Consider the following 26264-nt stretch of genomic DNA (forward strand, 5'->3'; position numbering starts at 1 on the left):
CGGCTAATTCTTTTAAAACTTACAAATAACTCGACTGTTAAAGCGCCGGCATGCGGATTCTATCTTTTAAAAAAAAATTTAAGTGATTATAAAGTAAAAATAAATCCGACGCGTCTACCCTAAAAAACAGTATTAATAAAATAAATCAGTTCAAAATCAATAAAAATAAATCATGAAAAATAAAGCCCGTTTCATTTTTCCCCGACTCATCGGCGCGACCATAATCGTTGGATTAGCTGCTTTAATTATCACCACCCTGTTTAAATTATTATTAGGAATGGTATTCGTAGCTGGCGCAGTTATGCTTGTTAAACGTTTGTTGTTCGAAAGCAGACAGGACGCATCCGTGCCTTACGAATTTCATAATGTGAGAAGCGGAATTTCCCCTCTTGAAAATAGAAATGGCGCCGGTCACGCTACCGCTGTGTCTCCCGTTTTTTCGAAAACCACTAATATCATCCCAATAAACTAGTTTCTTATCTTAAAGAAAGTCAAGGCCTACCGAGGCATTGGCTACCAAAATTTAAATATTTCAACCAGATAAAAATCAATTAACAATGTATAATCAAGCAAAAACAGACGCGCAAAATCAACGAGGTTTTGGATATAACGGACACGGATGCGGTCAATCCTTTAAAAGCCGGTTCGCAGAACGTTTTAGTCGCAAAAGTCGGTTCTACAAAATATTCAGTGAACAATTTACGAATCGTAAGGCTGCCAACATTCTGGAAAGCGAGTCATCGTTCATCATTTCACTTTATGCGGCAGGATTAAATAAGAATTATTTTAGGATTTCATCGCGTGAAGATATCCTCACTATTTCTTACACGGCTCCTGAAAATCAAAATGAGGAAAGATTGAATTTTAGTCATCAGGAATATGAATTCGGCTCCTTCGAACGCTCTTTCCAGCTAAATGGTAAGGTTTTGACAGACCAAATCAGTGCTTCTTATACCGATGGTGTTCTGAATATCACGCTACCAAAGAATCCTGTTACGAATACTCCTCCACAAGAAGTGCAGGTAGATTGATCGTTCAGAATCTGTTGAAAAATTACAGTTCAGTGATAAATGAAAAAGAAGCCAATTTCAGTTAGATGTTAACTGAAATTGGCTTCTTTTCTTAGATACATAACCATACCTCGCCTTAACAATAGCTTTGTCAACTGCTAAAATTTCAAATGCGAATTATTATGGTTTTTCCTATGCTCTTTTAGAAAAATAAAATGAAGTGTCATCATCAGTATCCCGATTGGGAAAAAGATCAGTGTCAATAAATCACCTTGCAAAGAATAATGAACAAGCCCTGCCACGATACCAATAACAAACGCTGGTATGAAAAATCTTTTGTACTTAATAATTTCCTTGCTTCCCATTTTTTCTTCATTAACAAGTTTCGGATCGTCGTCATCTGGTTCTTTGCCTGTCGTCTTTTAAGGTATCAAGCCACTTGGTAGAAACGTAAAACGGAGAAAGCAACACAAAAAGAAACCACTTCAATGCTGTGCCCATCATATTCTAAACGTTTAGTTAACAAGTAAATATAGCAAAAATAAATACAGAAATTTTGAAAGAATCGATCTTATAAATGTTCTAAAACTTGGACTGAATGGATTTCAATCAATTTCCCAGCCGGCAGTATCAAATTTAGCTACACCTGGTTTTGGCAAATTTAGTTTTGAATATATATCTCTTTGCGCCGCAAACATCATTGATTGCTCTCGTTTTATTATTTATCTGCATTAGATTCGCTGACTGTTGAATAAAGCAGGAAAATAATTGCAATTTGGGACGGTTATCAAACTTAGGTTTTTATGTCAAAATTCTGGTTACTTTTTTCAAACTTCCTGATCATCTCCTTTTTTTGTGTTGCACAAAATGAAAAATCAGCTTACTTCCCGGATGGAAGCAAAATTCCGGGATGGTTTTCAGACAGCGTAAAGATTAGGTTGAACGATCTTGGAAAACAATTTATAATCACTGACCATGGAGCAACAAATGACAGTACACTAGTCCAGACAGCAATAATTCAAAAAGTTATTGATCAGGCCAGTCGGCAAGGCGGCGGAGTAGTGGTTATTCCAAGAGGTACATTTCTAAGCGGCGCCTTGTTTTTTAAACCTAAAACCCATCTGTATGTTTCAGAAGGCGCCGTTCTTAAAGGGTCCGATAAAATTGCTGATTACCCGATCATGCCTTCAAGAATGGAAGGCCAAAGTCTGGATTATTTTCCTGCTTTGGTTAATGCGTATGAAGTGAATGGTTTTACAATTTCCGGAAAAGGAACCATAGACGGAAATGGATTGGGTTACTGGAAGGCGTTTTGGCAGCGAAGAAAAGAAAATCCTAACTGCACCAACCTGGAGGTATCTCGCCCAAGGCTCGTTTTTATTTGGAAAAGTGACGATATACAGGTCCAGGATGTCACACTTCAGAATTCCGGCTTTTGGACAACTCACTATTATCAGTGCAACAATATCAAAATTCTGAATGTTCATATCACGGCGCCTCATGAACCTATCAAAGCGCCAAGCACGGATGCAATAGACTTGGATGTCTGTAATAATGTGCTGATTAAGGGCTGTTACCTGGCTGTAAACGACGATGCCATTGCACTGAAAGGAGGCAAAGGCCCGTATGCAGATAAGGATCCGAACAATGGAGGAAATACAAATATAATTATCGAAGATTGTGATTTTGGCTTCTGCCATGCTGCCCTCACTTGTGGCAGCGAAGCGATCCATAACAAGAATATTGTTATGCGAAATTGTCATATCACCAACGCGATGCGGGTCCTTTGGCTAAAAATGAGACCCGATACGCCGCAGAGATATGAGTTTATCAGTGTTGAAAATATTGACGGATATGCTTACAGTCTGATTTATGTAAAACCCTGGAAACAGTTTTTTGACTTGAAAGGAAGAAAAGATGTTCCGCTCTCCTATTGCGACAACATAAGCCTGAAAAACATAACACTCAGGTGCGAAGTCTTTTTCGATGTGAGTCCGGGCGAATACGACAAATTAACCAGATTCAGATTTAAGGATCTTGATATTACCGCTAAAAATGCCTCCTATGACAAAACAGTGGTGAAAGACTTTTCACTTGCAAATGTGAAAGTTAATGGAAAAATCATTCAGTGATTTTATATGTAGATTCCCCCTTACCATTTGCGATAGTAAGAGGGAATCTTTGTTTTCGAAGCTATACTAAATCGAACCGATCAAGATTCATAACCTTAACCCAGGCTTTGACAAAATCTGTTACGAATTTTTCTTCGGCATCCCCGCTACCATATACTTCCGCGATGGCTCTCAATTCAGAATTGGAGCCGAAGACAAGGTCTGCGCGGCTTGCCGTCCATTTAGGCTGTCCGGTACCCCGATCACTTCCCAAATAAAGCTCCCTATCGTCCGAGATAGATTTCCAAGCCGTGTTCATATCAAGTAGATTAACGAAAAAATCGTTCGTAAGCTGTCCTGGACGGTTTGTAAACACCCCGTTTTTAGATCCGTCGAAATTGGTTCCCAGAGCCCGCATCCCGCCTACCAATACCGTCAATTCCGGTGCTGTGAGTGTAAGTAGCTGCGCTTTATCGATCAATAGCTCTTCGGTAGATACCGAAAATTTCGCTTTTCTGTAATTTCTGAATCCATCAGCAACTGGTTCCAGATATCCCATGGATTCGATGTCGGTCTGCTCCTGGGAAGCATCCATCCGGCCAGGCGCAAATGGTACAGAAACTGAATGTCCTGCATCCTGCGCAGCCTTTTCGATTGCAAAAGATCCTGCCAGTACAATCAAATCTGCCAATGAAACCTTTTTCCCATAAGAATCAGCACTGTTAAACTCAGTTTGTATACCTTCCAAAGTATCCAAAACTTTTTTCAACTGTGCCGGATTATTCACTTTCCAATCTTTTTGAGGCGCAAGGCGAACACGTGCACCGTTGGCGCCTCCTCGCTTGTCAGAACCACGGAAGGTAGAAGCAGATGCCCAGGCTGTCGAAACCAATTCTGAGATGCTTAATCCGGAAGCAGCTATTTTATGTTTTAAAGCTGCCATATCGTTTTCATCGATCAATGGATGATCCACTGCCGGTATCGGGTCTTGCCAGATCAATGTTTCCTCCGGCACATCCGGACCTAGATATCGCTCACGTGGTCCCATATCGCGATGGGTAAGTTTGAACCATGCTCTTGAGAAGGCCTCGGCAAATTCTTCCGGCTTTTCAAGGAAGCGACGCGAGATTTTTTCGTATGCCGGATCAAATTTTAAAGCAAGATCGGTGGTCAGCATTGTCGGTGCGTGTTTTTTCGAACTGTCGTAGGCATCCGGAATAATATTTCCAGCGTTCTTTGCTACCCATTGATGTGCACCTGCCGGACTTTTGGTTAATTCCCACTCGAACGCAAAAAGATTTTCAAAGAAATTATTGCTCCATTGTGTCGGCGTCGTGGTCCATATAACTTCCAGCCCACTTGTAATCGTGTCGGCGCCGCTGCCAGACCCATAGCTGTTACTCCATCCAAGCCCCTGCGATTCTACATCCGCCGCTTCCGGCTCTTTTCCGACATGATCAGAAGGAGCTGCACCGTGCGTCTTACCAAAGGTATGCCCACCTGCAATCAGCGCAACAGTTTCTTCGTCATTCATGGCCATACGACCAAATGTTTCCCGAATATCCCTCGCAGACGCTATTGGATCCGGGTTGCCATCGGGGCCTTCCGGATTAACATAAATAAGCCCCATGTGCGCTGCACCAAGCGGCTTTTCCAGATTTCGTGAATGGATATTACGTCCCGGATCTTCATCCGAAACCAGGACACCATCCGCATTAACACCTGGCGAACCATCTGCGTAGCGATGATCATTGCCCAGCCACGTAGTTTCAGATCCCCAATAAACGTCTTCGTCCGGCTCCCAAACGTCCGCGCGACCACCTGCAAAACCAAATGTTTTGAAGCCCATCGACTCCAAAGCTATATTTCCGGTAAGAATTAATAAGTCTGCCCACGAGATTTTATTGCCGTATTTCTGCTTTATTGGCCAAAGAAGTCTTCGTGCCTTATCCAGGCTGACGTTATCAGGCCAGCTATTCAGAGGTGCAAACCGCTGTTGCCCTGAACCCGCTCCGCCACGGCCGTCTCCAACCCGGTACGTCCCGGCACTATGCCATGCCATCCGGATAAATAATGGACCGTAGTGTCCAAAATCCGCCGGCCACCAATCCTGTGAATCAGTCATCAGTGCATGAAGATCTTTTTTAACTGCTTCCAGATCAAGGCTTTTAAAGGCCTCCGCATAATTAAAATCCCCCATGGGATTGGACAAAGAAGAATGTTGGCGCAAAATGTTAAGTTTTAATTGGTTTGGCCACCAATCGCGGTTCCTTGTGCCACCACCACCAACATTGTGCTGCATTGTACCATTGTGGAACGGGCATTTGCCGATGTCATTTGATTCTTTTTCCATTTTAATTAGTTCATGATTAAACAAACACTTATAGGCACCTTTCAATCAGTGCAGACCAATAAAGTTATAATATTCAGAAAAATAATAACAATCGATTAATTTTATGATGCAATAGGTAAAATCTATTAGTAGATGAGATAATTTGTTTTACGATCTAATTTATTTGATCACAATCTGTTAAATATGGGTTATGTTGATGCTTATAAAATTTAGAATAGAAAATGTAGAACAAATAATTATGACAAGTAGAATTATTTTAGCTATTTGCATACAACTTTTGCGTTCTTACCAGTGATGCGCCAGTTTCAGTGATTGACCTTCCTACTTAAAATTTAACTTGAAAGAAACTTATTCTAAATGCTGTTGTAACTAAGTTTAATAAGACAATTTTATAAGGATAATCAAAAACAAAACCAAGCATGAAAAATTTTTTCTATTTAGCAGTATTACTGGCCGCCATCTCATGCAACTCTAATGCGAATGAACCTGACCCGGTAGTTGCCATCAAACATCAATCACCATTTGGCACTGACACAATTGGCACAAAGCTGAAAAGTGTGACATTTAATGGGAAGTTGCTGATCGAATATTCTTATTCCCAAGGTTATCTCAGTGGCTACAAAAAGTACGTGGCTTTTTCTAAACCTAGATTTTTCCAAACAGGAATTTTTACAAGAATTGGTGGCGAACCGCAAAAAGCCGAAGTTTTAGTGGCTCAAATCACTCCTGAAACGGAATTTGTATCAGAAAAACAAGATCCCAGAATGACTTTGCAATATGCTGCCCCCAAAACGGATTCTATCCGGGAAGTAGCTGAACAGGATTTTCTGATGCCATCTACGACAAACAAAATCTACAAATTTAATAAAGATGGATTTATTGTAGAGGAAGTTGCCAGTCCGTCCAGCGGGGATGCATACTCGATTATTTTTGTAAGAAATGGAGAAAATAATGTTTCACAAACTTACAAAGTTCTAAAATCACAGTCAGCAAAAACTGACAAAGTTGAATTCATTTATGATACAAAACCTAATCCATTCTTTAATCTTGGAATCGATTGGGAAGGAAACTTTACAAATTATGCTGTAAGTCCTAACAATCCTTTGCAGGAAATTATTTACAATAAAGACAACGTAGGTGTAAAATCAACCTATGCATATGAATATCTTCCGAACGGATATCCTAAAAAAATAACCATTACGAGAGGATTCATAAACGTCGACGGGGTTGAAGAAACCGACAGCCCGATCGTCCTGGATCTTCTGTATTATTAAAAAAATTTCTGTCTGTTAAAAGCCCTGCCTGGCAAATGCCAGGCAGGGCTTTTAATTTGCAAATCGGTAAGGATGATCTGAAATAAGGATAATCATTTCAAGCCTTTCCATTTTTCAATCAGCATCTTTGCTATTATTTCATATCCCTTATCCGAAGGATGCAGTCCGTCGTATGTCATATTGATTGCTTCCACTGGATAAGGATAATCATCGGTTTCCGGGTCATATGGAACTGCCGTATATCCGGGATAGGTATAATTTTGATAAGTGCCCGTTTGAGGATCTTTCAACCGTTTAAAGTTTACCATATTTTCTACTGTCATACCGCTCTCGTGGTATAAATCTACAACGGGGTATTTTTCCAGCTTTCCTATTTCCAGTACTGCATCGGCAAACTTTTCAAGTTCCTGCTCCTTTTTGGTTCTATACGAGCCATAAGCATTATTTTTGGCATTGTTAATATACACAAAGTCACCTCGTTGCATAGGCGTAATCAGGATAATTTTTGCTTTTTTATTGAGTCCGCTTAGTTTATTATTTATAATACGAAATGCGCCATACACAGTTCCTGAACCAGTATTATTTCGGTAATCTGAAAGGTCGCCAAGCGGTTTTCCCTGCCACCAGTCATTAGTGCCAAGGAAAATGGTATAAACATCAGCTTTGACCAGACCGATTGACTCAATTTTATCTGCGATATTGATCGATGTCCAGCCGTTATGGCCTTGATTAACATAATCAATATTTTTGTATTCCTCCGTTATCAAGGTCATATAGCCCTTTGTGATTCTGTTGCCCGTTTCATCCTGATGATCATTGAGATAAGTAATCGAGTCTCCGATTGCGACCCATGTCACCTTTTTTGGAGCCGAAGCGACAGAGATGAAAAGTAAGAAACACAGAAACAGACTTTTAGCTACAAAATGCCGGCGCATATTCTTTTTAAGATTATTCATAATATATTTTATCTTCTCGTTTTCTCCCAACCAAATCCTGTCTGGTTACATTAAACAAGGCATTATCAAAAAAATACTCGTTCAAAGCAAGATTCCGGTATACATTTGACCGCCATTTAGCTGGCTGATTAACTTCCAGCAGCTTTGACGTATAATCTTTAGACGGATAGTAACTTTTTTGATTACGCAATTATCTTTGTAAGCCGAACCGATTATGGCTCCCTATCCAGTAAATTCAAATTTCAATGAGAATAAAACTATTTCCTGTCATGCTAATCATTGCTTTGATCAGTTGTAAGCAAAGCGATAATTCTCAACGCGATACTTCTTCACCTATTTTAGGAACATGGAAACTGATATCAAGTAAAATTATTGCGGACGAAGATACGACAGTAACTTTCCCGATTAAAAACCAGGAAATGATCAAAATTTTCAACAAAGACACGTTTGCTTTTTTCAAGCAGGATACCAATGCATCCAAGGGTGATTCTGCTGTATTTGATGCAGGTGCCGGAACTTACAAATTAAATGGAGAAGATTATTCGGAACATCTGGAATATTGCAATTATCGTGGATGGGAAAATAAAGATTTTAATTTTAAACTTCGGATTGCAAATGACACACTCGTCCAGACCGGAATTGAAAAAATTGATAGCCTGAACGTGAATCAGGAAATAATCGAAATTTATGTAAGGCGCAAGTGAGTAACACTCATTCTAAATTTGGCGAGACCGAATTTCAAACCTCAAAAGGATATTCTTTTATTTTGATAGTTTTGTTCGTCCGGAGCATTAACCTTTTTCCCCCTCTAACAATAAAAATATGTAACTGGTATAAACCCGGACTAAACCATTTCTTCTTTATCTCCAGTTTGCTGGCAGACTTATAGTAAATATGGCTTTTCACAAATTGCCGGAGCCCCGTTCTTTCCAGACGTAGCGGGTAAAGAAAGCATTTACTTTCGGAAACAAGATTCATATAAACACCATCTGTAATGGCAGAAATAACAGAAAATTGGAAGAAAATTCCTTTCACTCGAATTGTGAGATTATTTTCGCTATCTGCAACAGCGACCGTGTTACCATTGGAAAGTTCAGTCATGTTTATAACGCTCGGATCGGAATCCGGATTCAGGCGGACTGGCGGGAAACGAAAGCTATCTGAAGATTGCGACCAGATATTTTCATTTGAGTACTTATCAAGGCCCCGTTCCCAAAAGCGGGCATCTTTATAAAGAACCCATTTTCCACTCCTTTTCGAATTATACAATCCTGCCTGATAAATACGGACGTAATCTGCGATCTCCGCAGTCTGATACCAGTATTGAGCGACGCAGTAGACAAAACCCGTCCCGATTGCAGCAACCTTGAACCAATATTTGAACTTTACATTTTTCAATATCGAAACGACGAACATATAAATTACCGATAATAAAAGTGCCGAATAAAAGTGATATCTCGCTGCAAATCCATGAATTACATCTCCGCCTGTTCTCACACAACTTATCATAATAGAAGTCGCGATTACAAAAAGTCCGATTGCGCAAAGAAATAAGGTTAATTTTCGAGGCGGGATTTGCGGAAAAAATTTATTTGAATAACCGATCCTTTCAGCCATTAAAGAAATTGCGATGCCCAAAATGAATAAAAAAAGCAACAAACCGAAGACAATTGCCGGAAGCTTGTTCGCGGAAAATTCGGTTACTTCAATATTTGGAAAGAATATTGAACCGCCGTTGAATGCGCCAATGGAACTGAGCACAAAAAATGGCCGGTTCAATAAATTTTCAATTGGCGATGCCTCGCTGGTTTCGCCGGTTTTGTACTTGTAAAAAAAAAGAAAAAGCGAAATGCCCGACAGACAAAGCCAGATTAAAGCACGCTTGTATTTCTTCTGAAAAACTAGAATAAGCAAACTGATAATACAACACAAAATCCCGTTGCCGTGGGAAAACATCGCGAAAATGGATAACGTTGATGCAAAAACAAAGGAAGTTTTATTCTCATAAAAAGTGAGACAGTAAAAACAGCTAACGCTAAAAAAAATTGCCCAGGGAAATGCCATCCAGGTCGCAGCCCAAAATAACCCGTCAAAACCATATCCCGGGTGAACCGCAAAGAAAAGTATCGGCAGAAAACTTGCCACTGAATGTCCGCAGCGGGAGAATGCTTTGAATAGAATGGAAATCGTAGATAGCCAGATCAACACACCAACGCCATTTATCACATTGATATCCATCTTATCAAAAATTGCTTTGACCGCCAGCACAGTAAGCTTCATTGCTACCATCCGATGATCCAGAAATTGTTCTGTAAGCAAAATGTATTTTTGCTGAATCGTTCCCGCAACTGCCCAACGGTCCAAAAACTGAAACATCATTGGGTAGTCATCTGCCTGCGGAATTCCTGTCGAAAAATGAATTATAAAAATCAGAAAAAAAACGAAGATGACAACAGAAAATACTCCCGGAACGATCTTGGAAAAAGCCATAAGATTTCAACGGTATTTCAGGGGCAAAATGCCTCTGAGTAGGAGAAATTAAATTTATCCGTTGAGGTATATTAAGGCGTTAAAATTGTAGATTATTCAAATATAGACAGATTATTTTTTGCCCGCAATCTTCACCACAGCAACTTACTAAACGTAAAAACTTCTCATCAGGGAACACTGAAAACTTTATCCTTGCTGATCACAAATATTGACAGTATTTTATTTTCAAATAATAGCCATCATGAACATTTTGACTATTGATCTGCAAAAAATTACTTTTTTACAAGAAAAAATCCTTTGTCATATCCAGCCTTTACCTGATCGATTTCAATTTCTTGTTCGCCCGGAACGTATGATTCAAATTCCAACTTCAAATCGTACTCAGTAAAATGTTCGAGAATTTTTTTCTCATTGAAAAACCAGGCCGGATATTCCGCTTTATAAATATCAGGGGGAACAATTTGCAGCGTCAGCCGATCAGGCTGATCGTCTTTGATAAAAGAGGTTCTGTCAAAAAGTATATATTTAAAATCGTAAGCTTTGATTTCGTCCAGAAAATCGTGCGGCTTTTCCAGATATTGGATAACGCTTGACAACAATAAAATGTCCGCTTTTCTGGCCGACATACTTTCAGCGATATCGAAATGAAATTTTAATACATCATCCTCAAACAGCGATTGTCCGCATTTGACATATTCCTTTTGTTCAACAACACTCCAATGTGTTTCAACCGAAGAAGGAATGAGATCTCTGACCTGATAATAAGTACTGCCAAGTGAGCCGCCGAAGTCAATTATATTCAGTTTGCCTCCGCATTCAATCGCAGTGTAAAGAAGTGTCGAAATGATCGAATAAGGATATATTTTTTTGTCGAACAACACTGAATCCCGTTCATATACCGCCAGGCCATTCTTGATTTTCAGAAGTGAATTTTTGGTTATCTCGAGAATATTATCCGATTCATAACCTCCTGAAAGCGCTGTCAGCTCATCCCAGCTTTTATAATTCCCAAACCAGCCGTACAGGCTTTTTTCCTTTTTTTTCCGCTTGAACAATGACATATTTCCACTTTAAAATATGCCGCAAGTTAATGCTTAATTTATTGCGGCGGGCTCGTTTTTTCGTATAACAATTCACTTAAAAAAATAAATTTTTGATTTTATAAAATTTTAATAATTACATAAATAATATTCAGTAATATTTGTATTTACGTTCTAACCCGCTCCTATATTTTTTTGGTTTCATGCAGAATTTTTGCACTCTTTTTAATTCATTTTACCTTTCGCGGGGACTGGCGATGTATTATTCGCTGTTGAAACAAACTACTGATTTTCACCTATATATCTTTGCATTCGACGACGCTTGCCATGAAATACTGCTCAGGCTTCGGTTATCTAATGCTACTGTAATTTCTCTCCCCGAGTTTGAAACTCCGGAATTGCTTGCAGTAAAAACGAACCGAACACAAGGTGAATATTGCTGGACATGCACTTCCTCGACAGTCTGGCACTGTATCCATTCCTACAACCTTGACCATTGCACGTATGTCGATGCAGATTTACTGTTCTTTTCGGATCCGAAAGTGCTGACTGACGAAATGGGCGAAAATTCGGTATTGATCACCAGTCACCGGTATAGTCAGGAATACGATCAATCTGAGTTAAGCGGCATTTATTGTGTCCAGTTTGTGACTTTTAAAAATACTGAGGCTGGCCTGAAAGTTCTTGACTGGTGGAGACGCGCATGCCTCGACTGGTGTTTTAACAGATTTGAAAATGGCAAGTTTGGAGACCAGAAATATCTCGACGACTGGACTACGCGCTTTGAAGAAGTTCATGTACTAAAACATCTGGGAGGCGGTGTTGCCCCCTGGAACTCCAAAGATTACACTTATAAATGCAACGAAGGTACCGTTTGGGTTTCAGGCTGCGAATCTACAAAGCTTCCTCTTGTATTTTATCATTTTCATGATTTCAGGTATTGCGAGAACAGAAGTTTCCGATTTACGGCAGAACAATATTTTCTACCGAAAGAAGTGATTAATTTTATCTATATTCCGTATGTAAAAGCTATTCAAAACGCTGAGTATCAAATTAGAATAATTGATAAAAAGGCAGTTTTTCATGAAAATCCGCTTTTGCTCAAATGGATAAAGGTTAGTCTTACGCGGCATATCCACTTTTTGATTACAGGGTCGTACAAGAATTATTTTAGACAAAGCAAATTTTAACCCAATCTATATCTCCGGTGGCTCAGTTACTTAATTTAAAAACTTTCACAGACACGAGGGGAAACCTGACCGTAATCGAGCGTGTCATTCCCTTTGACATCAAGCGCATTTTCTACATCTACGGAGTAGACGATTCTGTCAGGGGTGGGCACAGACACAAAAAAACCTTCCAGGCTGCGATCTGCCTGAGAGGAAGCTGCAAAATTCTTAACCATACAGGCTTTGAAAAGCAAGAGTTTCTTTTGAATTCTGCCGATCAGTGCCTTATGCTGGATCCAACCGACTGGCATCAGATGCATGAATTTACTGAGGACGCCATTTTAATGGTGCTCGCGTCGGAGTTCTTCGATGCCGACGATTACATTTACGAATCGTATGAATGTCAGGCGCTATTGATTCAATGATCAGTATTCCGATTTCGGTGCATATGACACGAAACGATCATTGATCTTGTGCATTTAACTCTGCATCCAAAAGTGCCATCGCGATTGATTTTCCTGCTGATTGAATATGATTACAACCTTACCAAAAATTACAATTGTCACACCTTCGTATAATCAGGGAAAATATCTGGAAGACACGATACTATCAGTTCTTGAACAGGGATACCCAAATTTGGAATACATTATCATCGACGGCGGCAGCACGGATGAGTCTGTAAGTATTATAAAAAAATACGAAAGACAACTTGCTTATTGGGTTAGCGAAAAGGACGAGGGCCTGTATCATGGACTGCAAAAGGGCTTTGACAAGGCTAGCGGAGAAATTATGGCCTGGCTAAATGCGGATGACATGTATCACAAAAAAAGTCTTTTCAGGGCAGCAGAGATTTTTGCCAAATTTGAGGACGTTCACTGGATCATGGGCAGCAATACTTATTTCGACGAAAGCGGACACCCCTTTCTTTATGATGATCTCCCCTTCTCGCAGCGTTGGTCAGCATACCGTTTGCGTTTGTTCGACGGGAATTTCATACAACAGGAGTCTGTCTTCTGGCGCCGCGGCTTATGGGAAAAAGCAGGAGGATTTATTGATCAGCACTATTCACTTGCCGCGGATTTTGAATTATGGCTCCGTTTTTTTCGTTACGAAAAGCTCCATACAACTTCCTTCATGCTGGCGGGGTTCCGTTTTAGAAATGAAAACCAAAAAAGCTTTCATCAAAGAAACGAATATATTGCCCAGTTGAATTTATTATTAGAACGGGAGAAAAAGGAAGACGGAAGTTTCGTAAAGCTTACTATTCGCCATCAGCTGCTTCATTTGGCAAAATTAATCCCAAAAAGAAAATGGCGTATGCGGGTACGGGCGAAGATTCTTAACCTTCCGCCTAAAATCGTGTTCGACAGGCAGCATGGAATGATTTTTGAGAAAAGGTAATGTCAGACGCTCAACAACTTCGCTTTCAGCACTTTAAATTGAAACCTGAGAAATATCTTCATCCCAAAATATTTTAAGATCAGCCGTCCCTTCCTCTGTTCGAATACCGGATCTTTTTGAACAGAGGAGATACCGGTATCATTAAAAATTGCAATGTCAAAGTCTACAAACTTAAACCTGAATTTCTCATGTTTATTAAAACGCATGTTAAAAACATGATCTGCCGAAATTAGATAAGTTGTGTCGTAGCGATAAATTGAAAATATTTCAACCGGATAAATAATTGCCTGATGGTTGATGCCGGTCTTTGCCTGGTGATATGGTGCAAGTTTGCCCAAATATTTAACGCCCGCTTTTTGAACACTCCCGTAGTAAATAAAATTCGGATCCTTTAAATTTTTCGCGAACAATGAAAAGTCGGAAGTCAACATATCATCAGCACCCAGAAAATATATCCATTTGCCCTGGACGACATCCAGGGCTTTGTTCATTGCATCGTAAATTCCATCATCTTTTTCACTTTTCCAGAAAGCAATTCTGTCTGAGTTTTTTTCAATAATAGAAAGCGTGGCATCCGTACTGGCACCGTCCATTATGATAATTTCGATGCTGGGATATTCTTGTGAAAAGATACTGTCCAGGCAACGCTGCAGAAAATGCTCTGCATTGCGCGTAACGATTACGATAGAAATCAGTTGATCGCTAGCCATTTGCTACAAGGCTGAGTTCGTTCTCATATCTTTGCACAGGATCCAGAACATTAAAATACTGGCTTAATCCCTGGCTGCAATAAACCGATTTTTCCTGCATTGCATATCTCAGGTATTCATCATTGTCACGGCAACCGCCCCGGTCCGCTTCGCTGTGATGAATATGAAAAACGATTCCGCCAAATTTGATGGCACGTTTCCGAAGGCCGGAGTTAAGCAAGCGCACCGCAATCTCATTATCTTCCCTGCCCCATCCGTGGAAGCATTCATTGTAGCCATTGACACGCACAAGATCTTCTTTCCAAAAGGCCATATTGCACCCTCTCAATGCAAAAATATCATCCGGTTTGTAACGATCGGCAAAATAACGGGTTAACCAACTGATATTAAATCGATTGCATAAATTACCCAGCCCAGGTTCAAACAGTTGGACAGACGTTTTTTGCTGACGTAGCATTTTTGCTGAAAGATGCTGATCCATCAACACCCTGCTTCCGGCGACGAATGTTCCACGCTTGCTTAATTCGAGATGGTCTTTTATGAAATGTTTGTGTAAAACCAGATCTCCGTCGATTTGAATGATATAATCGCAGGAACTTGATGCAATTGCCTTATTACGAATTTTGGAAAGCTGAAAACCTTCGTCTTTTTGCCAGATATGTATGATTCTTACCGGAAAAGTTTCACGCATAGTATCAATAACCTGAACGGTCTGCTCCGTCGAACCATCATCAGCAATGATAACCTCATCCGGCAAGACCGACTGTCCCTTAACACTTAGCAGACATAATCGCAGTGCTTCCGGCCAGTTATACGTTGAAATAATAAGAGAGCTTTTAGTAGAGGTTTTCATATCCATTAAGGCAGATTTTAGATTTCGTGGTCAATGTCTCCTGTAATATTTGGCTGTGATGTGATTCGTTTACTCTTGATAATTCCTGATGGTGCAAGTGAAACTGCACCGCGCTTAACTTCACTATTTTCTTGGCGATGTTGTTATTAATAAATCGGGCTGCCAATTCCTCATCTTCGTGCCCCCAGCCATTCAGTGCATTATTGTAACCATTGATTTTGACAAAGTCTCTCTTCCAAAAAGCCAGATTACTACCACGTACATTGCGACTTTTCATTTCTTTACGCTGACCGAAAGACCGGAAAACAGGAAGTCGAACTGCGTTCAGCCGATTGTAAACTCCCCGGGAATAAAATCCGATATCTGTTTCGGCGTTGCCCAGCAAGGCCGTGGTTTTCGCAGCAGTCAACCTCGCACGGCTCCCACGTACAAAAGAGCCCGTTTCAGCGGCTGCGATATGGTCTTCGATAAACGACGGATGTAATATGACATCTCCATCTACTTGAATTATATATTCACCGCTACTTCCTAAAACTGCCTTATTTAGAATCTTTGTCTTCCTAAATCCAAGATCCTCATGCCATACATGAAGGATTGGAACAGGAAATTTCTCCTGAAACTGATGTATTAAATTGTACGTTCTTTCATCAGAGCCGTCATCTGCGATTACAACTTCTGCAGGCAGTTTTTTTTGACGGGCCACACTTAAAAGACAGCATCGTAATGCCTCCGGCCAGTTATAAGTAGCTATAACAAGGGTCGTTGCTGAAATGAAATTCATCAATCTTTCAGACTGTTTTTCTAATAAATAAATACATAGGCGCATCCCTGCATTCGCTGCCCAAACAACCCGCGCCTTTGTACCTTTCAAAGAAATAATAAAAGGGGCTCAGAGATATGAATAGCAGTTAATACAGCACAACTGGTATCAAACGAAACTTGTTCGGTTTAAAACGGAAGCTGCGCGTTCAGAAATGTGTGAAAAATAAGATTAATGACTGGACTTGACTCGAAACAACCGGTTACATAAGTGAGTATACGTTTGCCTCAGCATGGGTGGGGTCCAAGGAAAATAACCTGACAGTGGAGTTTTGGCGGAGAACATGTTATATGATTGTTAGGGATAATATATTTCTAAATATATAGATAACGTAAATATCGAAAAAGTACTGGAATTATTGAGAAGCGAATTCTAATTATTTTCTTATTTATTTCTAATTACTTATCAGGTGCTAAAAAATATCAAATTCAAATCACCAGCCTGGCGAGCATTTCAGCATTTAATTTCCTATGTCACAGTTGTCGAATTTTTAAATGCAGCGCTACCGCATTAGAAAAGCTGGAAAAATATTTTGCAAACGAACTTGTAAGAACTCAGGTTTTGAGTCTTCCCGGGATCTGATCTGGCTTGATACAGTAACCTATCAGGACATCCGAAACAGAAAGGAATATACCATTTCGCGAACAAAAAATCTGATATATAACGATAAAATGAAAAAATGTGCCCTCACTTATGGCCAATGGCGAAATTCGCCTTCAAAATCCCCTCAGCTTTTAAGAAAAACGCAGATCTGAAATGCTGTGTCGAGGCAGATTATGTCCGGAGTTTTATCCAAAGTTGGCCAAGCCTTGGAACACCGGCGACTAAAAAAGGATTCCGACTCCATTTCAGGTATAAGCCCTGTTAATATAGAGGCTTTCATTTACGAGTTCGATCCTGCGGGCGGAGCCGACAGTTTCAAAAAGGAGACTGCGCTGGACAGCGTTGGATTTATTCAGATACAGCTAATCATTCCTCATCTTACAAAATAATAAATTGCGTTTTGAAAAAGAAGATCGCCTTGCAGATGAGCTCCTTTTTAATTTCAAGCTTCGATGAATACAACAACAATCTTCAACGGTACATTTTTACAGGTTCCCCTTATTCAAAACAACCCTATCGAGAAATTAAAGTTAAGTAACTGTAATCATTACCACCAACGAAAAGGCGCTGTGGTGGTCTACAGTTGTCATAATTTTTCATTATAGAAAATGTTAATAGTCATTAAACACAGTTGTATGCTACCGGTTTATTACCTTCGCATTTGAACATAAGTCAGAGCTAACTCTGGCAGACTTGCTAATCGACAATTATATACAATTCTTACAAGGAAAATAAAATATGGCGTCAGGATTTTTTGCGATTTTAGATGATATTGCTTTTTTAATGGATGACGTTGCCATGGCAACGAAAGTGGCAACACGAAAGACCGCCGCAATACTAGGTGATGACCTGGCAGTAAACGCCGAGAAAGCTACCGGCTTCTTATCAGAACGGGAGCTTCCGGTATTATGGTCAATTACCAAGGGGTCATTATTGAACAAGCTTATTATTGTGCCGCTGGCGCTGTTGTTGAACGCTTTTCTGCCGTCAGCAATTACGTTTGTTCTGATCCTGGGAGGACTTTACCTTGCTTATGAAGGCGTTGAAAAGGTAGTTGAATACTTTTTTCCACACGAAACGAAAGAGCATTCGGTAAAAAAAGATGACGAACCGCTCAGTGAGGAAGCAGCGGGTGATTATGAAAAGGGAAAAGTGAAAACAGCCGTTATGACGGATTTCATCCTGTCCATAGAAATCGTAATCATTGCATTGGGCAGTGTTGCCGGACAAGATCTAGGAGTCCAGATACTAACAGTTTCTGCTGTTGCTTTACTTGCAACGGTTGGCGTTTATGGCATTGTCGCACTGATCGTCAGAATGGATGACGCAGGATTCAGGCTGATTAAAAAATCAGATAACAAGGGTTTCTTTTCCTGGCTGGGACATACACTTGTCAAGGCGTTACCAATGATGATCAGGGTATTAGGTGCTGTGGGTACGGTAGCTTTAATTCTGGTTTCGGGTGGAATTTTTGCTCACAATATCGAATATTTCCATCATCTCTTTCCTGAGCTCCCTGCAACTGTTAAAGAATTTGGGATCGGACTTGTCGTCGGGCTTGCCGCTGTCATACTTGTCACCATTTTCAAGAAATTGTTTGTAAAGGCTAAGCATTAATGGTATAAACAATTCTCCAAGCTATTTGCTAGTTGACTGGATAAAGATCCGCCAGGCATAAGAAGCCAGAGCATCGCAATGGTCAAATAAAGATAAGACTGCATCCCAAACCGACCGTTGAGAAGCAGTCTTATTTTTTGACTATATCCTACGAAGCTTTCATTCCACAATTTTCTGTAATCGCAGGGAATGATTCCACCGCCCCAGCTTATTTGGAAAAAAGGTTAAATTATGTGTTTTCACAAAGTAAATGTGCTTGATCAGATTTAAACGCTGACAGGTTTTGGCTCACCTTCCCATTTCTTGAAAGCAATGATATTTTGCCCCGTATTTTTTTTAAAAAAATGACTAAAATGCGCTGCATCCTCAAAACCAAGCTCATAGGCTACTTCTTTCGAAGACTTGTCTGTGTAAAACATCAGCCTTTTGGCCTCTATAATCAGTCTGTCATGAATTATTTTCAGCGGAGATTTATGATTCAATCTTGCAAACAGGTTTGACAATGTCTTTGGAGACTTATTTAACTCGCTTGCATAAAACTGTACTTCATGCTCCTCTTTAAATTTTTTCTCAACAAGCATATTGTATTGTCTTATGAGATCAAATTTATTATCTGGAAGCTGGTCACCAAATTGTTCCTTTGCCAGACGCGTTACGATGATGATCAGTCGCTTCAAAAGCCTCTGTAGCATATCAGTTTGAATTGTATCAGAGGTTTTGAATTCTTCAATAAAAATGTTTTTCAAGGTATGGAGTTTTTGCTGATGCAGATAGTCAAGTTTGATAAACAAATTTCCAAACGAGCCAAAGAACAAAAACCCTGCACAACCCACTTCCTTATCATGATCAATGATACAGTAAAAGTCCCGATTATACTGCCAGACAATAATATCGGCCGAATTCTCAAAAGAAAATGACTGGTTTGCGAAAAGCGCCAAAATGGTTTGACTTGGAAACTCATATTCGATAACATCAATAATTAATTTTTGGCTCGGTCCATGATTCAGGCACAAGGTGAAAACTTTTTCATTTCCTATACCTCTTTGATAAAAAAACGGCTCATTTTGAATAAAAACAATTTCGCCGCCTGTTCGAAAATCTAGATGTCTCAGTTTCATTATAAACGGCCGGGTTTAAATTTCCTTCTTATTTTCTGAACAAACTTCATAGCATAAAGATACTGTTGAGCCTGATTTTCTTCGCGGTACTAATTCTGGATTTTGTGGCATGAATTACTGTGTTTAAACAGGGAAATTTTGACAAATCTCAGGGAAAAATATACATTTCTTCAGGGATCAAGTCTGCGCAACTTTGCATTGTCAATAACGAAAAACGAAAATTCATAAAGAAGATGAAAACATTTGAAGTTCCTACAAAAGAACAAGTTAGTCCGTCTAACCAGGTTTTATTTGATAATCTAAAAAAAGGAATTGGTATGGTTCCGAATCTATATGCAGCAATGGCGCTGTCCGACCAGGCATTGGCAAGCTATTTAAACTTATCCACGGCCAAAACCTCGTTAAGAGCCAAAGAGAAAGAGATTGTTAATCTTGTAGTAAGCCAGGTAAATTCTTGTGACTATTGCAACAGTGCTCATACAGCTATCGGAAAGATGAACGGTTTTACTGATGAGCAAATCTTAGAGATCCGCAAGGGTGCTGCTTCTTTCGACTCAAAATATGATGCACTTGCGAAGTTTGCAAAAAACGCTGCTGAAGACAAAGGACATGTAGATGAAGACGTGATTGGCGCGTTTTACGCTGCTGGTTACACAGACGAGAACTTAGTTGATGTTTTACTTGTGATCGCAGATAAAGTATTCACAAACTATCTTTATGCGATTACTCAGGTTCCGATCGATTTCCCCAAAGCACCCGCCCTGAATTAAATTGCAAACCAGTTTGCCCGATCCTGTTACGAAACTCTTGTAAGATACTTTCGAAACAGGATCCTTTTTGTATCATATTTCCGCTAAAAACTTCTTTTATGATGATCAGCAATTATTCAAACCAAAACAGTCTTCCTGCACTTGAATTCAAAAAGTCATTTAAACAACTATAAGATTCCAGTATCCACTTTCGTTGTCAGCCGTTAGACTTGCAAATTTTACCAGACAAGTTGAAAGATTTTTCAATATTTGTCTTTAAAACTCCACTTTATGATCAGTTCTGTTAGCTCATCCAGTTTTATTGGCTTGGTAATATAGTCGTTCATCCCCGCGTCAAAGCATTCATCCTGTGTCCCTTCCATCACGTTTGCGGTTAACGCGACAATAATCGGCTGGTTGCTGACCGTTTTACGGATCATGCGTGTGGCTTCAAGACCGTCCATGACAGGCATTTGCATATCCATCAGAATAAATTCGTAACCCTTGAAATTCGCCGCTTCAACAGCTTCCTGCCCGTCATTGGCAAGATCGGGTTGGTAGCCCAGCCTTTGGAGAATTCGGACAATAACATGCTGATTAATGTGATTATCTTCCACCACAAGGATGCTGAAGGGATATTTCCGGGAAAACTCCTCTGATAGCTTGTTGACCACAGGCGCTTGTGTTTTTGCCATCAATTTTTTCTGTAACACATCCATGATGTGTCTTGCCAGAACATGTTGCCGGGTAGGCTTATGAAGTACAGATGCAAAAAGCCGGCGATCACTATCCCTTATCTCTTCTCCAATTGAACTTAGTAAAATAATCGGTAGATCTGCTGCGTAACGCTGGATATTTCTGCCCAGCGTAATACCGTCCATTTCAGGCATTTCCATATCAGTTATTACCAGATCAAGCTCCTGTCCGCTAAATAAAACCTCCATTGCCTTTTCCCCTGATGAAACCAGAATTGGCTGCAAATTCCAGTTTTCCAACTGCCTTTTAAGAATTTCGAGATTCGTATTGTTATCATCAACGACGAGTACTTTTTTACCACGATGTTCGTCCATGTCGAGATCGACCGGCGATTGCAGGGTTTTTACTCCCTGAGTTGTTTCCAAGGTAAATGAAAAAGTCGATCCGTGTTCTACTTTGCTTATAACACTGATTTGCCCGCCCATAAGCTGCACGAGTTTTTCTGATATGGCCAATCCCAATCCTGTCCCTCCATATTTTCGGGTTGTTGATGAATCAACTTGTGTAAACGCTTTGAAAAGATGCTGAATTTTTTCGTCTGGAATCCCAATTCCGGTATCACGTATATCAAACCGCAGCTGAAATTTCTCCGGACCAGTTGATTGTTCCCGACTTACATAAATACAAACTTCACCATGCTGGGTAAACTTAATTGCATTTCCAACAAGGTTTATCAGAACTTGCCTCAGGCGTAACGGATCGCCGACAATTTGAAGCGGGACGTCCCGCTCAATCTGATACACGAGATCCAGACCGATTTTAGCCGCCTTGCTTCCAAAAATATCAAGCACATCCTCGATATTTTGACGAAGATCAAAGTCATTTTTCTCGAGCTCCAGATTTCCGGACTCGATCTTTGAAAAGTCAAGAATATCGTTGATCACATTAATCAGCGTATCGCCGCAATTGGCAATTGTGTCAGTAAACATTCGTTGCTCTTCATCAAGCTGGGTTTCCTGCAATAACGCTGCCATACCGATCACTCCATTCATGGGTGTACGTATTTCGTGGCTCATGGTAGCCAAAAAAATACTTTTGGCCTGATTAGCCTTTTCTGCCTCTGAACGAGCTTTGACAAGCTTCGCGTTAGATGCCCGAAGCCTCTTATTAGCCTTGCGCTGCATTTCTTCTTTTTGTTTCTGAACCCTCAAAACCTGCGCTTCTTTTTGAAGTTCAGCGACTTTCAAATGCTGAGCAATTTGAAGTTCATAATATTTATTGAGTAGATATGACCATAAGCCGCATATGAAAAAAATCGCGAGGGCAAGCAGCATATGGATGACAAAAGTCAGCATGTCAAAATATTCCAGCCGGGTAAAATAAATCTCGGTCATCCCGGCATTTTGTAAATAACCGAAGACCGCATGATGAATCAAAACAACCATCAACATAGGAATCTGCAGCTTCCAGTTCTGATAGGTAATAAGTACCGCGCTTCCGATAAACGCAAAAAAATGCATCTCAAACATCCCATGCATTTGAAAGATAAACTGCGCCATATAGACACCTAATACCGCACTCAGCACGTACTGGTAAAGGTCTGAATCCGGCAAAGCTTTTTTTACTGAATAATACGCCATCAACAGAATTCCCCCAACGCCAAAAGCAACGGACCAGGTGTCATAAAAGAAGGCCAAGATCAGACCAATGACGAAATAGCTTCCTAAAAAATAATTCATCGCATGATCCGACCGCTGCTTATTTACTGATCGAAAATCACTCACCGAACCGGTTGATAAGATTTTAGTGTGTTCCATAAAAATACCCTGATTAATTTTTACAAAGGGGAATGGTGCACCCGTAAGATTTCATCGCCAGAACGTTCGCCGCCGGCAGAGACTGACTTTTTAAAAGACCTTCGATTGCAATTCTGGCATATGCAGTTTTCTCCTCAGTACAATATCGGCTGGCGTTATAGTTACCTCTGTAATAAAGCCTTTGATCCCGACCTATGATGGCGGCCTGGGGCGTAGCATAAACACCGCACTGTTCGGCAACTGTCTGATCAAAAATAACAGGAATTTTCAGACCTATTTTATCCTGTATATAATCGACTGTGTGGGTTTCATCAGATAGTACAACTACTACGAATTGGACATCTTTTCCATAACTATTCACAAGGGTCTTGAAGTGATTTTTGTTGAACCTAGAACAAGGACAATGAGGATTATAAAAGTGTAAAAACAGCGGTTTATCTGATTGTCCGGGAATCTTCGATTTGAAATCAATCCTGGTTCCATTGGCCACAGGCCTATAATTTGCAGGAACAGGCGTTGGCAATTGGTACTTCCAATCATTATACCAGAAGACAGCTGCAACAATGCCAGACAGCAGTGTCAGCCACCCAACCACAAAGCCTTTTTTCAACATCTTATTTCAGAAGATCTTATAGTATTTATACAATTAATTCGAGGGCATGTAAAATTACCCAAAAATCTGAAAATCACAAGTATCTGATGCACCCATGGTGACACATGTCGGTCAGAAAGCAAACGATCACTAAGACATCCGTTTGAAAAATATTCAAAAACGCTATCTTCTTCAGGCATCGGGTTATCATGAAACAGGAAGAAAATCGCCTTTGCCAAATATCATTAAGACAAATCTATTCCAATGAATTCAATACTAATTCACATTAAATACTTTAAAATAAATAAGATTCGCATGGGCAGACCAAATACACTTTAACAACTGGACGGTTGTCAATCATAAACGTTACGTCTAAAAACCGAAGAAAATATGAACAATAAGCCGGTTGAAAAGAAAATAATTTCCTGTTCAACCGACTTTAAGAAAGGGATGAGATTTTTAATGAGTACTGGTGATGAAAAGTTTTGGCTGCATTATCCAAATAAAAGTTGTTCTGATCAGGCGGATACTACAGTGGCGTTGTATCTTACAGAAAGCGTATCTCCCCGTTTTTTTGCAGGAAGGCCGGCTCCCTCACAGAACGAAATTACTTATCACTTCTAAAATGTACGAAATTTAGATTTTGGCGTAAACCATTGCATCTTTTTTCTACCTAGTGTACACAGCCTGCACGAGCAACCTGATTTGGCATCGTTGCACTTGCCAGCGTAAGCGGATGAGCATAATAATATTGCTCAAACTCTTTAACCGCCAACCGGATTTGCTTGGCTGATATACCACTGTATTTAATTTGCATATCCTTCACCTGGTGCGGCTCCAATCGTTTCAGTTTCCAATATTTCGGATGACTTTCTCCGATGACCTTATGAAAATCTTCATCATGCGAATCCTTGATAAGCACGTCGATATCGACGTATACCTTTGTAAAATCCTCCGATAGATCCCCCTGAATAATCACTTGGATTGACCTGCCATTCGGATGTTTGTAAACTTTAAATCTTTTCATTTGATATGTTGACGACTACTTATTTGATTTTCTCTGCTTATACTTTAAAAACCGTTCATTGTATTCTTTCAGGTCTGCTTCTTTAAAACGCTTCTGCAGATCCTCAGGCAGATTCAGACGCTCCTGCATTTTTAGCGAACCTGAAAGTTCCACCAAAGTATTTTGTCCTTTCTGATCTTTCACAAGATCGAAAGCATCATAGGTGTCGCCATTCACGGTGTAAGCCTTAAAAGATAGTTTGTTGTGGTTTACATCCAAAACCTGATAAAGCTGAGTGTTGGAAGCAGCCCTGTCCATCCAGTTTTCCAGTCCGAGCTCATACATTTTAGGGCCGCTTACCGACACGACGTAAATCGGGCCATCAGGTTTTTTTCTGACCTGTCCAAGAGGAATATTGATCCCTCGGGCATACGTATGGTCATGGCCCTGCAAAACAATATCAACGTGATACTTTTTATAAAGAGGCTCCATTTTTTCTCTCCATTTCGCATTGTCACGCCCATTTGCCGTAGAATAGATCGGATGATGATGAAACACGACGGTCCACCGGTTTGGATTATCTTTAATGTTTTCCTCAAACCACTTCGCTTGTTTTTCCATCACATCTGCACTGTTTATTGCTTCCTGAGAATTCAGTGAGATAAATCTTACGCCCTGATAATCCACAAAGTAAGCGGTTTCGTCCAGACCTTCCGGACCATTTTCCGGTAAGGCAAACTGCGGCCGCCAGTGTTTAGAAAGTACTCCGTTTTGGTTTGCGTCCTTATAATATTCATGGTTGCCCGGCGATGATAAACTTGGAATCATCCCATTGATCCAGCCTCCCGCCTCAAACCATTCGCCCCACTCGTAATCTATATTGGCACGATTGATCAAATCTCCTGCATGAATGATAAGATCAGCTTTCGGAAGCGTAGTGAATGCACCGCGAATGGCTCGTGACCAAAGCGAGCGGACATCATTTTGGGCATCTCCAAAATAAAGAAACGATACCGGATCATTTTTCTCAGAAGCTGTCTTGAAATGATACCATTCGCTCCACTGTGTCCCATTTCCTACACGACACACATATTGTGTGGCCGGTTTAAGATCTGTAAAATCAACTTCATGATAATTCACCAGCCTGCCATCGATCTCGACTTGCTGGGTTTTGGCTTTGATAAGTTTTGCATTTTTCTGAAAATCAGGAGACGGATCTGCTTCATGGATCGCTGCAACAGCTTCCAGTACGGTTGAATCGGTACGCCAGTTTACAGCTTGCGAAAAAGCAGGATTGCCCTTGAACCCCAGGATTACACGGTCGGGAAATAAAGACGCAGGATATGATTTGCTGACTTGTCCATTAACTACCGAAGGTGATAAACTTATTGCTATAAAAACGAAAAGGAAGGGCTTAAAATAGAGGTTCATTTTGAAAAGTATCATTTTAATGCGCAATAATAGGCGATTCAAAATAAGTTTTTCCAAAAAACAGATTAACAAAATGTGAATTCCGAAAATCCACTTTTAATTCTTTATCTCAGGCATTACAGCCTGTAAATTGCTTAATTCCCAAAGTTGTTTTCCCAACTTTTTTAAGTCGATCACGTCCTCACTGGCTTGTAGTTTACAAAGTTTTCTCATGATAAATTTTCGGTATCCGGCGCAGTTTGGAGGTCAAGAAAGGTGCGGCACCTTGTAAGGCTGCTTTGAAACAGGACAATTCAATATGATATTGTATCCTTTTCGATAATTCAAAGCGTTAAAAAAAGCCGATTTCAGGAACAGCAACTCTGAGATTAAATAACAAGGGGCATAACCTTATATGATTAAGACACAATATTTTTTATTTATCAAAGAAATATTAAACAACACGCTT

The 26264-nt window shown here is 40.1% G+C and carries 24 protein-coding genes; 11 read left to right on the forward strand and 13 right to left on the reverse strand.

Annotated elements, in window-relative coordinates; translation table 11 throughout:
• Positions 1-172 precede the first annotated feature (172 nt).
• Both BMY70_RS21590 and BMY70_RS21595 read left to right on the forward strand, forming a co-directional pair.
• Positions 173-472, forward strand: coding sequence for a hypothetical protein (locus tag BMY70_RS21590; protein WP_090338387.1), 300 nt, complete (start codon positions 173-175; stop codon positions 470-472).
• A gap of 85 nt (positions 473-557) precedes the next feature.
• On the forward strand, positions 558-1031 hold the full coding sequence (locus tag BMY70_RS21595) for an Hsp20/alpha crystallin family protein (RefSeq protein ID WP_090338388.1): 474 nt from the start codon (positions 558-560) through the stop codon (positions 1029-1031).
• A gap of 137 nt (positions 1032-1168) precedes the next feature.
• Here the strand turns inward: BMY70_RS21595 and BMY70_RS31120 are convergent, their stop codons facing one another.
• Positions 1169-1375 carry a hypothetical protein gene (locus BMY70_RS31120; protein ID WP_090338389.1) on the reverse strand — a complete coding sequence of 69 codons (207 nt, stop codon included), beginning with the start codon at positions 1373-1375 and terminating at the stop codon, positions 1169-1171.
• A gap of 438 nt (positions 1376-1813) precedes the next feature.
• Between BMY70_RS31120 and BMY70_RS21605 the strand changes: the two genes are divergently transcribed.
• Positions 1814-3142, forward strand: a complete 1329-nt coding sequence (locus tag BMY70_RS21605) for a rhamnogalacturonidase (protein ID WP_090338390.1) — start codon at positions 1814-1816, stop codon at positions 3140-3142.
• A gap of 61 nt (positions 3143-3203) precedes the next feature.
• Here BMY70_RS21605 and katG read toward each other — a convergent pair whose 3' ends face one another.
• Positions 3204-5474 carry a catalase/peroxidase HPI gene (gene katG, locus BMY70_RS21610; protein WP_090338391.1) on the reverse strand — a complete coding sequence of 757 codons (2271 nt, stop codon included), beginning with the start codon at positions 5472-5474 and terminating at the stop codon, positions 3204-3206.
• Between the two features lie 419 nt (positions 5475-5893).
• Here katG and BMY70_RS21615 point away from each other — a divergent pair, with 419 nt between their 5' ends.
• Positions 5894-6748: a hypothetical protein gene (locus tag BMY70_RS21615; RefSeq protein WP_090338392.1), complete on the forward strand. Its 855-nt coding sequence runs from the start codon at positions 5894-5896 to the stop codon at positions 6746-6748.
• 92 nt (positions 6749-6840) lie between these two features.
• Here BMY70_RS21615 and BMY70_RS21620 read toward each other — a convergent pair whose 3' ends face one another.
• Positions 6841-7704 (reverse strand): SGNH/GDSL hydrolase family protein, encoded by an 864-nt coding sequence (locus tag BMY70_RS21620; RefSeq protein ID WP_229209720.1) that lies wholly within the window; start codon positions 7702-7704, stop codon positions 6841-6843.
• A gap of 245 nt (positions 7705-7949) precedes the next feature.
• Here BMY70_RS21620 and BMY70_RS21630 point away from each other — a divergent pair, with 245 nt between their 5' ends.
• Entirely contained in the window at positions 7950-8408 is a 459-nt protein-coding gene (locus BMY70_RS21630) for a lipocalin family protein (protein WP_143072144.1), read from the forward strand.
• A 34-nt stretch (positions 8409-8442) separates the two neighbouring features.
• Here the strand turns inward: BMY70_RS21630 and BMY70_RS21635 are convergent, their stop codons facing one another.
• Positions 8443-10194, reverse strand: a complete 1752-nt coding sequence (locus BMY70_RS21635; RefSeq protein WP_090338395.1) for a hypothetical protein — start codon at positions 10192-10194, stop codon at positions 8443-8445.
• Positions 10195-10466: 272 nt separating this feature from the next.
• A complete protein-coding gene (locus BMY70_RS21640) occupies positions 10467-11255 on the reverse strand; it encodes a methyltransferase, TIGR04325 family (RefSeq protein WP_090338396.1) in 789 nt (262 codons plus the stop codon).
• Positions 11256-11437: 182 nt separating this feature from the next.
• Here BMY70_RS21640 and BMY70_RS21645 point away from each other — a divergent pair, with 182 nt between their 5' ends.
• From BMY70_RS21645 to BMY70_RS21655, 3 genes are all read left to right on the forward strand, one after another.
• Complete coding sequence (locus BMY70_RS21645; protein ID WP_090338397.1) at positions 11438-12424, forward strand: glycosyl transferase; 987 nt, start codon at positions 11438-11440, stop codon at positions 12422-12424.
• Between the two features lie 17 nt (positions 12425-12441).
• A complete protein-coding gene (locus BMY70_RS21650; RefSeq protein ID WP_090338398.1) occupies positions 12442-12828 on the forward strand; it encodes a sugar 3,4-ketoisomerase in 387 nt (128 codons plus the stop codon).
• Between the two features lie 106 nt (positions 12829-12934).
• A complete protein-coding gene (locus BMY70_RS21655; RefSeq protein ID WP_090338399.1) occupies positions 12935-13804 on the forward strand; it encodes a glycosyltransferase family 2 protein in 870 nt (289 codons plus the stop codon).
• 2 nt (positions 13805-13806) lie between these two features.
• Here the strand turns inward: BMY70_RS21655 and BMY70_RS21660 are convergent, their stop codons facing one another.
• From BMY70_RS21660 to BMY70_RS21670, 3 genes are read right to left on the reverse strand one after another with little or no spacing between them, the layout of a single operon-like run.
• Positions 13807-14514, reverse strand: a complete 708-nt coding sequence (locus BMY70_RS21660; RefSeq protein WP_090338400.1) for a glycosyltransferase family 2 protein — start codon at positions 14512-14514, stop codon at positions 13807-13809.
• Positions 14507-15367, reverse strand: a complete 861-nt coding sequence (locus BMY70_RS21665; protein WP_090338802.1) for a glycosyltransferase family 2 protein — start codon at positions 15365-15367, stop codon at positions 14507-14509. Before BMY70_RS21665 ends, BMY70_RS21660 begins: the two co-directional genes overlap by 8 nt.
• A complete protein-coding gene (locus BMY70_RS21670; protein ID WP_090338401.1) occupies positions 15351-16148 on the reverse strand; it encodes a glycosyltransferase family 2 protein in 798 nt (265 codons plus the stop codon). The genes BMY70_RS21665 and BMY70_RS21670 overlap by 17 nt, the downstream gene beginning before the upstream one ends.
• A gap of 815 nt (positions 16149-16963) precedes the next feature.
• Here BMY70_RS21670 and BMY70_RS21680 point away from each other — a divergent pair.
• Both BMY70_RS21680 and BMY70_RS21685 read left to right on the forward strand, forming a co-directional pair.
• A complete protein-coding gene (locus BMY70_RS21680) occupies positions 16964-17179 on the forward strand; it encodes a hypothetical protein (RefSeq protein WP_090338403.1) in 216 nt (71 codons plus the stop codon).
• A 349-nt stretch (positions 17180-17528) separates the two neighbouring features.
• Positions 17529-18407, forward strand: a complete 879-nt coding sequence (locus BMY70_RS21685) for a DUF808 domain-containing protein (protein ID WP_090338404.1) — start codon at positions 17529-17531, stop codon at positions 18405-18407.
• Positions 18408-18673: 266 nt separating this feature from the next.
• Here the strand turns inward: BMY70_RS21685 and BMY70_RS21690 are convergent, their stop codons facing one another.
• Positions 18674-19525: a helix-turn-helix domain-containing protein gene (locus tag BMY70_RS21690; protein WP_090338405.1), complete on the reverse strand. Its 852-nt coding sequence runs from the start codon at positions 19523-19525 to the stop codon at positions 18674-18676.
• Between the two features lie 233 nt (positions 19526-19758).
• Here BMY70_RS21690 and BMY70_RS21695 point away from each other — a divergent pair, with 233 nt between their 5' ends.
• Positions 19759-20295 carry a carboxymuconolactone decarboxylase family protein gene (locus tag BMY70_RS21695; protein ID WP_090338804.1) on the forward strand — a complete coding sequence of 179 codons (537 nt, stop codon included), beginning with the start codon at positions 19759-19761 and terminating at the stop codon, positions 20293-20295.
• Between the two features lie 242 nt (positions 20296-20537).
• Here the strand turns inward: BMY70_RS21695 and BMY70_RS21700 are convergent, their stop codons facing one another.
• The 4 genes from BMY70_RS21700 to BMY70_RS21720 form a co-directional block, all read right to left on the reverse strand.
• Positions 20538-22787, reverse strand: coding sequence for a response regulator (locus BMY70_RS21700; protein WP_090338406.1), 2250 nt, complete (start codon positions 22785-22787; stop codon positions 20538-20540).
• Between the two features lie 13 nt (positions 22788-22800).
• A complete protein-coding gene (locus BMY70_RS21705) occupies positions 22801-23400 on the reverse strand; it encodes a DUF6436 domain-containing protein (protein ID WP_218148664.1) in 600 nt (199 codons plus the stop codon).
• A 652-nt stretch (positions 23401-24052) separates the two neighbouring features.
• Positions 24053-24406, reverse strand: coding sequence for a hypothetical protein (locus BMY70_RS21715; RefSeq protein WP_090338408.1), 354 nt, complete (start codon positions 24404-24406; stop codon positions 24053-24055).
• Between the two features lie 15 nt (positions 24407-24421).
• Positions 24422-25816: a purple acid phosphatase family protein gene (locus BMY70_RS21720; protein WP_090338808.1), complete on the reverse strand. Its 1395-nt coding sequence runs from the start codon at positions 25814-25816 to the stop codon at positions 24422-24424.
• Positions 25817-26264: the final 448 nt, after the last annotated feature.

Source organism: Dyadobacter koreensis (genome assembly GCF_900108855.1).
GTDB classification, from domain to species: domain Bacteria; phylum Bacteroidota; class Bacteroidia; order Cytophagales; family Spirosomataceae; genus Dyadobacter; species Dyadobacter koreensis.

Excerpts from the sequence above, each read along its gene's own strand:
- BMY70_RS21590 (WP_090338387.1), top strand. The coding sequence starts at position 173 with ATGAAAAATAAAGCCCGTTTCATTTTTCCCCGACTCATCGGCGCGACC.
- BMY70_RS21595 (WP_090338388.1), top strand. The coding sequence starts at position 558 with ATGTATAATCAAGCAAAAACAGACGCGCAAAATCAACGAGGTTTTGGA.
- BMY70_RS31120 (WP_090338389.1), bottom strand. The coding sequence starts at position 1,375 with ATGGGAAGCAAGGAAATTATTAAGTACAAAAGATTTTTCATACCAGCG.
- BMY70_RS21605 (WP_090338390.1), top strand. The coding sequence starts at position 1,814 with ATGTCAAAATTCTGGTTACTTTTTTCAAACTTCCTGATCATCTCCTTT.
- katG (WP_090338391.1), bottom strand. The coding sequence starts at position 5,474 with ATGGAAAAAGAATCAAATGACATCGGCAAATGCCCGTTCCACAATGGT.
- BMY70_RS21615 (WP_090338392.1), top strand. The coding sequence starts at position 5,894 with ATGAAAAATTTTTTCTATTTAGCAGTATTACTGGCCGCCATCTCATGC.
- BMY70_RS21620 (WP_229209720.1), bottom strand. The coding sequence starts at position 7,704 with ATGAATAATCTTAAAAAGAATATGCGCCGGCATTTTGTAGCTAAAAGT.
- BMY70_RS21630 (WP_143072144.1), top strand. The coding sequence starts at position 7,950 with ATGAGAATAAAACTATTTCCTGTCATGCTAATCATTGCTTTGATCAGT.
- BMY70_RS21635 (WP_090338395.1), bottom strand. The coding sequence starts at position 10,194 with ATGGCTTTTTCCAAGATCGTTCCGGGAGTATTTTCTGTTGTCATCTTC.
- BMY70_RS21640 (WP_090338396.1), bottom strand. The coding sequence starts at position 11,255 with ATGTCATTGTTCAAGCGGAAAAAAAAGGAAAAAAGCCTGTACGGCTGG.
- BMY70_RS21645 (WP_090338397.1), top strand. The coding sequence starts at position 11,438 with ATGCAGAATTTTTGCACTCTTTTTAATTCATTTTACCTTTCGCGGGGA.
- BMY70_RS21655 (WP_090338399.1), top strand. The coding sequence starts at position 12,935 with ATGATTACAACCTTACCAAAAATTACAATTGTCACACCTTCGTATAAT.
- BMY70_RS21660 (WP_090338400.1), bottom strand. The coding sequence starts at position 14,514 with ATGGCTAGCGATCAACTGATTTCTATCGTAATCGTTACGCGCAATGCA.
- BMY70_RS21665 (WP_090338802.1), bottom strand. The coding sequence starts at position 15,367 with ATGAAAACCTCTACTAAAAGCTCTCTTATTATTTCAACGTATAACTGG.
- BMY70_RS21670 (WP_090338401.1), bottom strand. The coding sequence starts at position 16,148 with ATGAATTTCATTTCAGCAACGACCCTTGTTATAGCTACTTATAACTGG.
- BMY70_RS21680 (WP_090338403.1), top strand. The coding sequence starts at position 16,964 with ATGTCCGGAGTTTTATCCAAAGTTGGCCAAGCCTTGGAACACCGGCGA.
- BMY70_RS21685 (WP_090338404.1), top strand. The coding sequence starts at position 17,529 with ATGGCGTCAGGATTTTTTGCGATTTTAGATGATATTGCTTTTTTAATG.
- BMY70_RS21690 (WP_090338405.1), bottom strand. The coding sequence starts at position 19,525 with ATGAAACTGAGACATCTAGATTTTCGAACAGGCGGCGAAATTGTTTTT.
- BMY70_RS21695 (WP_090338804.1), top strand. The coding sequence starts at position 19,759 with ATGAAAACATTTGAAGTTCCTACAAAAGAACAAGTTAGTCCGTCTAAC.
- BMY70_RS21700 (WP_090338406.1), bottom strand. The coding sequence starts at position 22,787 with ATGGAACACACTAAAATCTTATCAACCGGTTCGGTGAGTGATTTTCGA.
- BMY70_RS21705 (WP_218148664.1), bottom strand. The coding sequence starts at position 23,400 with ATGTTGAAAAAAGGCTTTGTGGTTGGGTGGCTGACACTGCTGTCTGGC.
- BMY70_RS21715 (WP_090338408.1), bottom strand. The coding sequence starts at position 24,406 with ATGAAAAGATTTAAAGTTTACAAACATCCGAATGGCAGGTCAATCCAA.
- BMY70_RS21720 (WP_090338808.1), bottom strand. The coding sequence starts at position 25,816 with ATGAACCTCTATTTTAAGCCCTTCCTTTTCGTTTTTATAGCAATAAGT.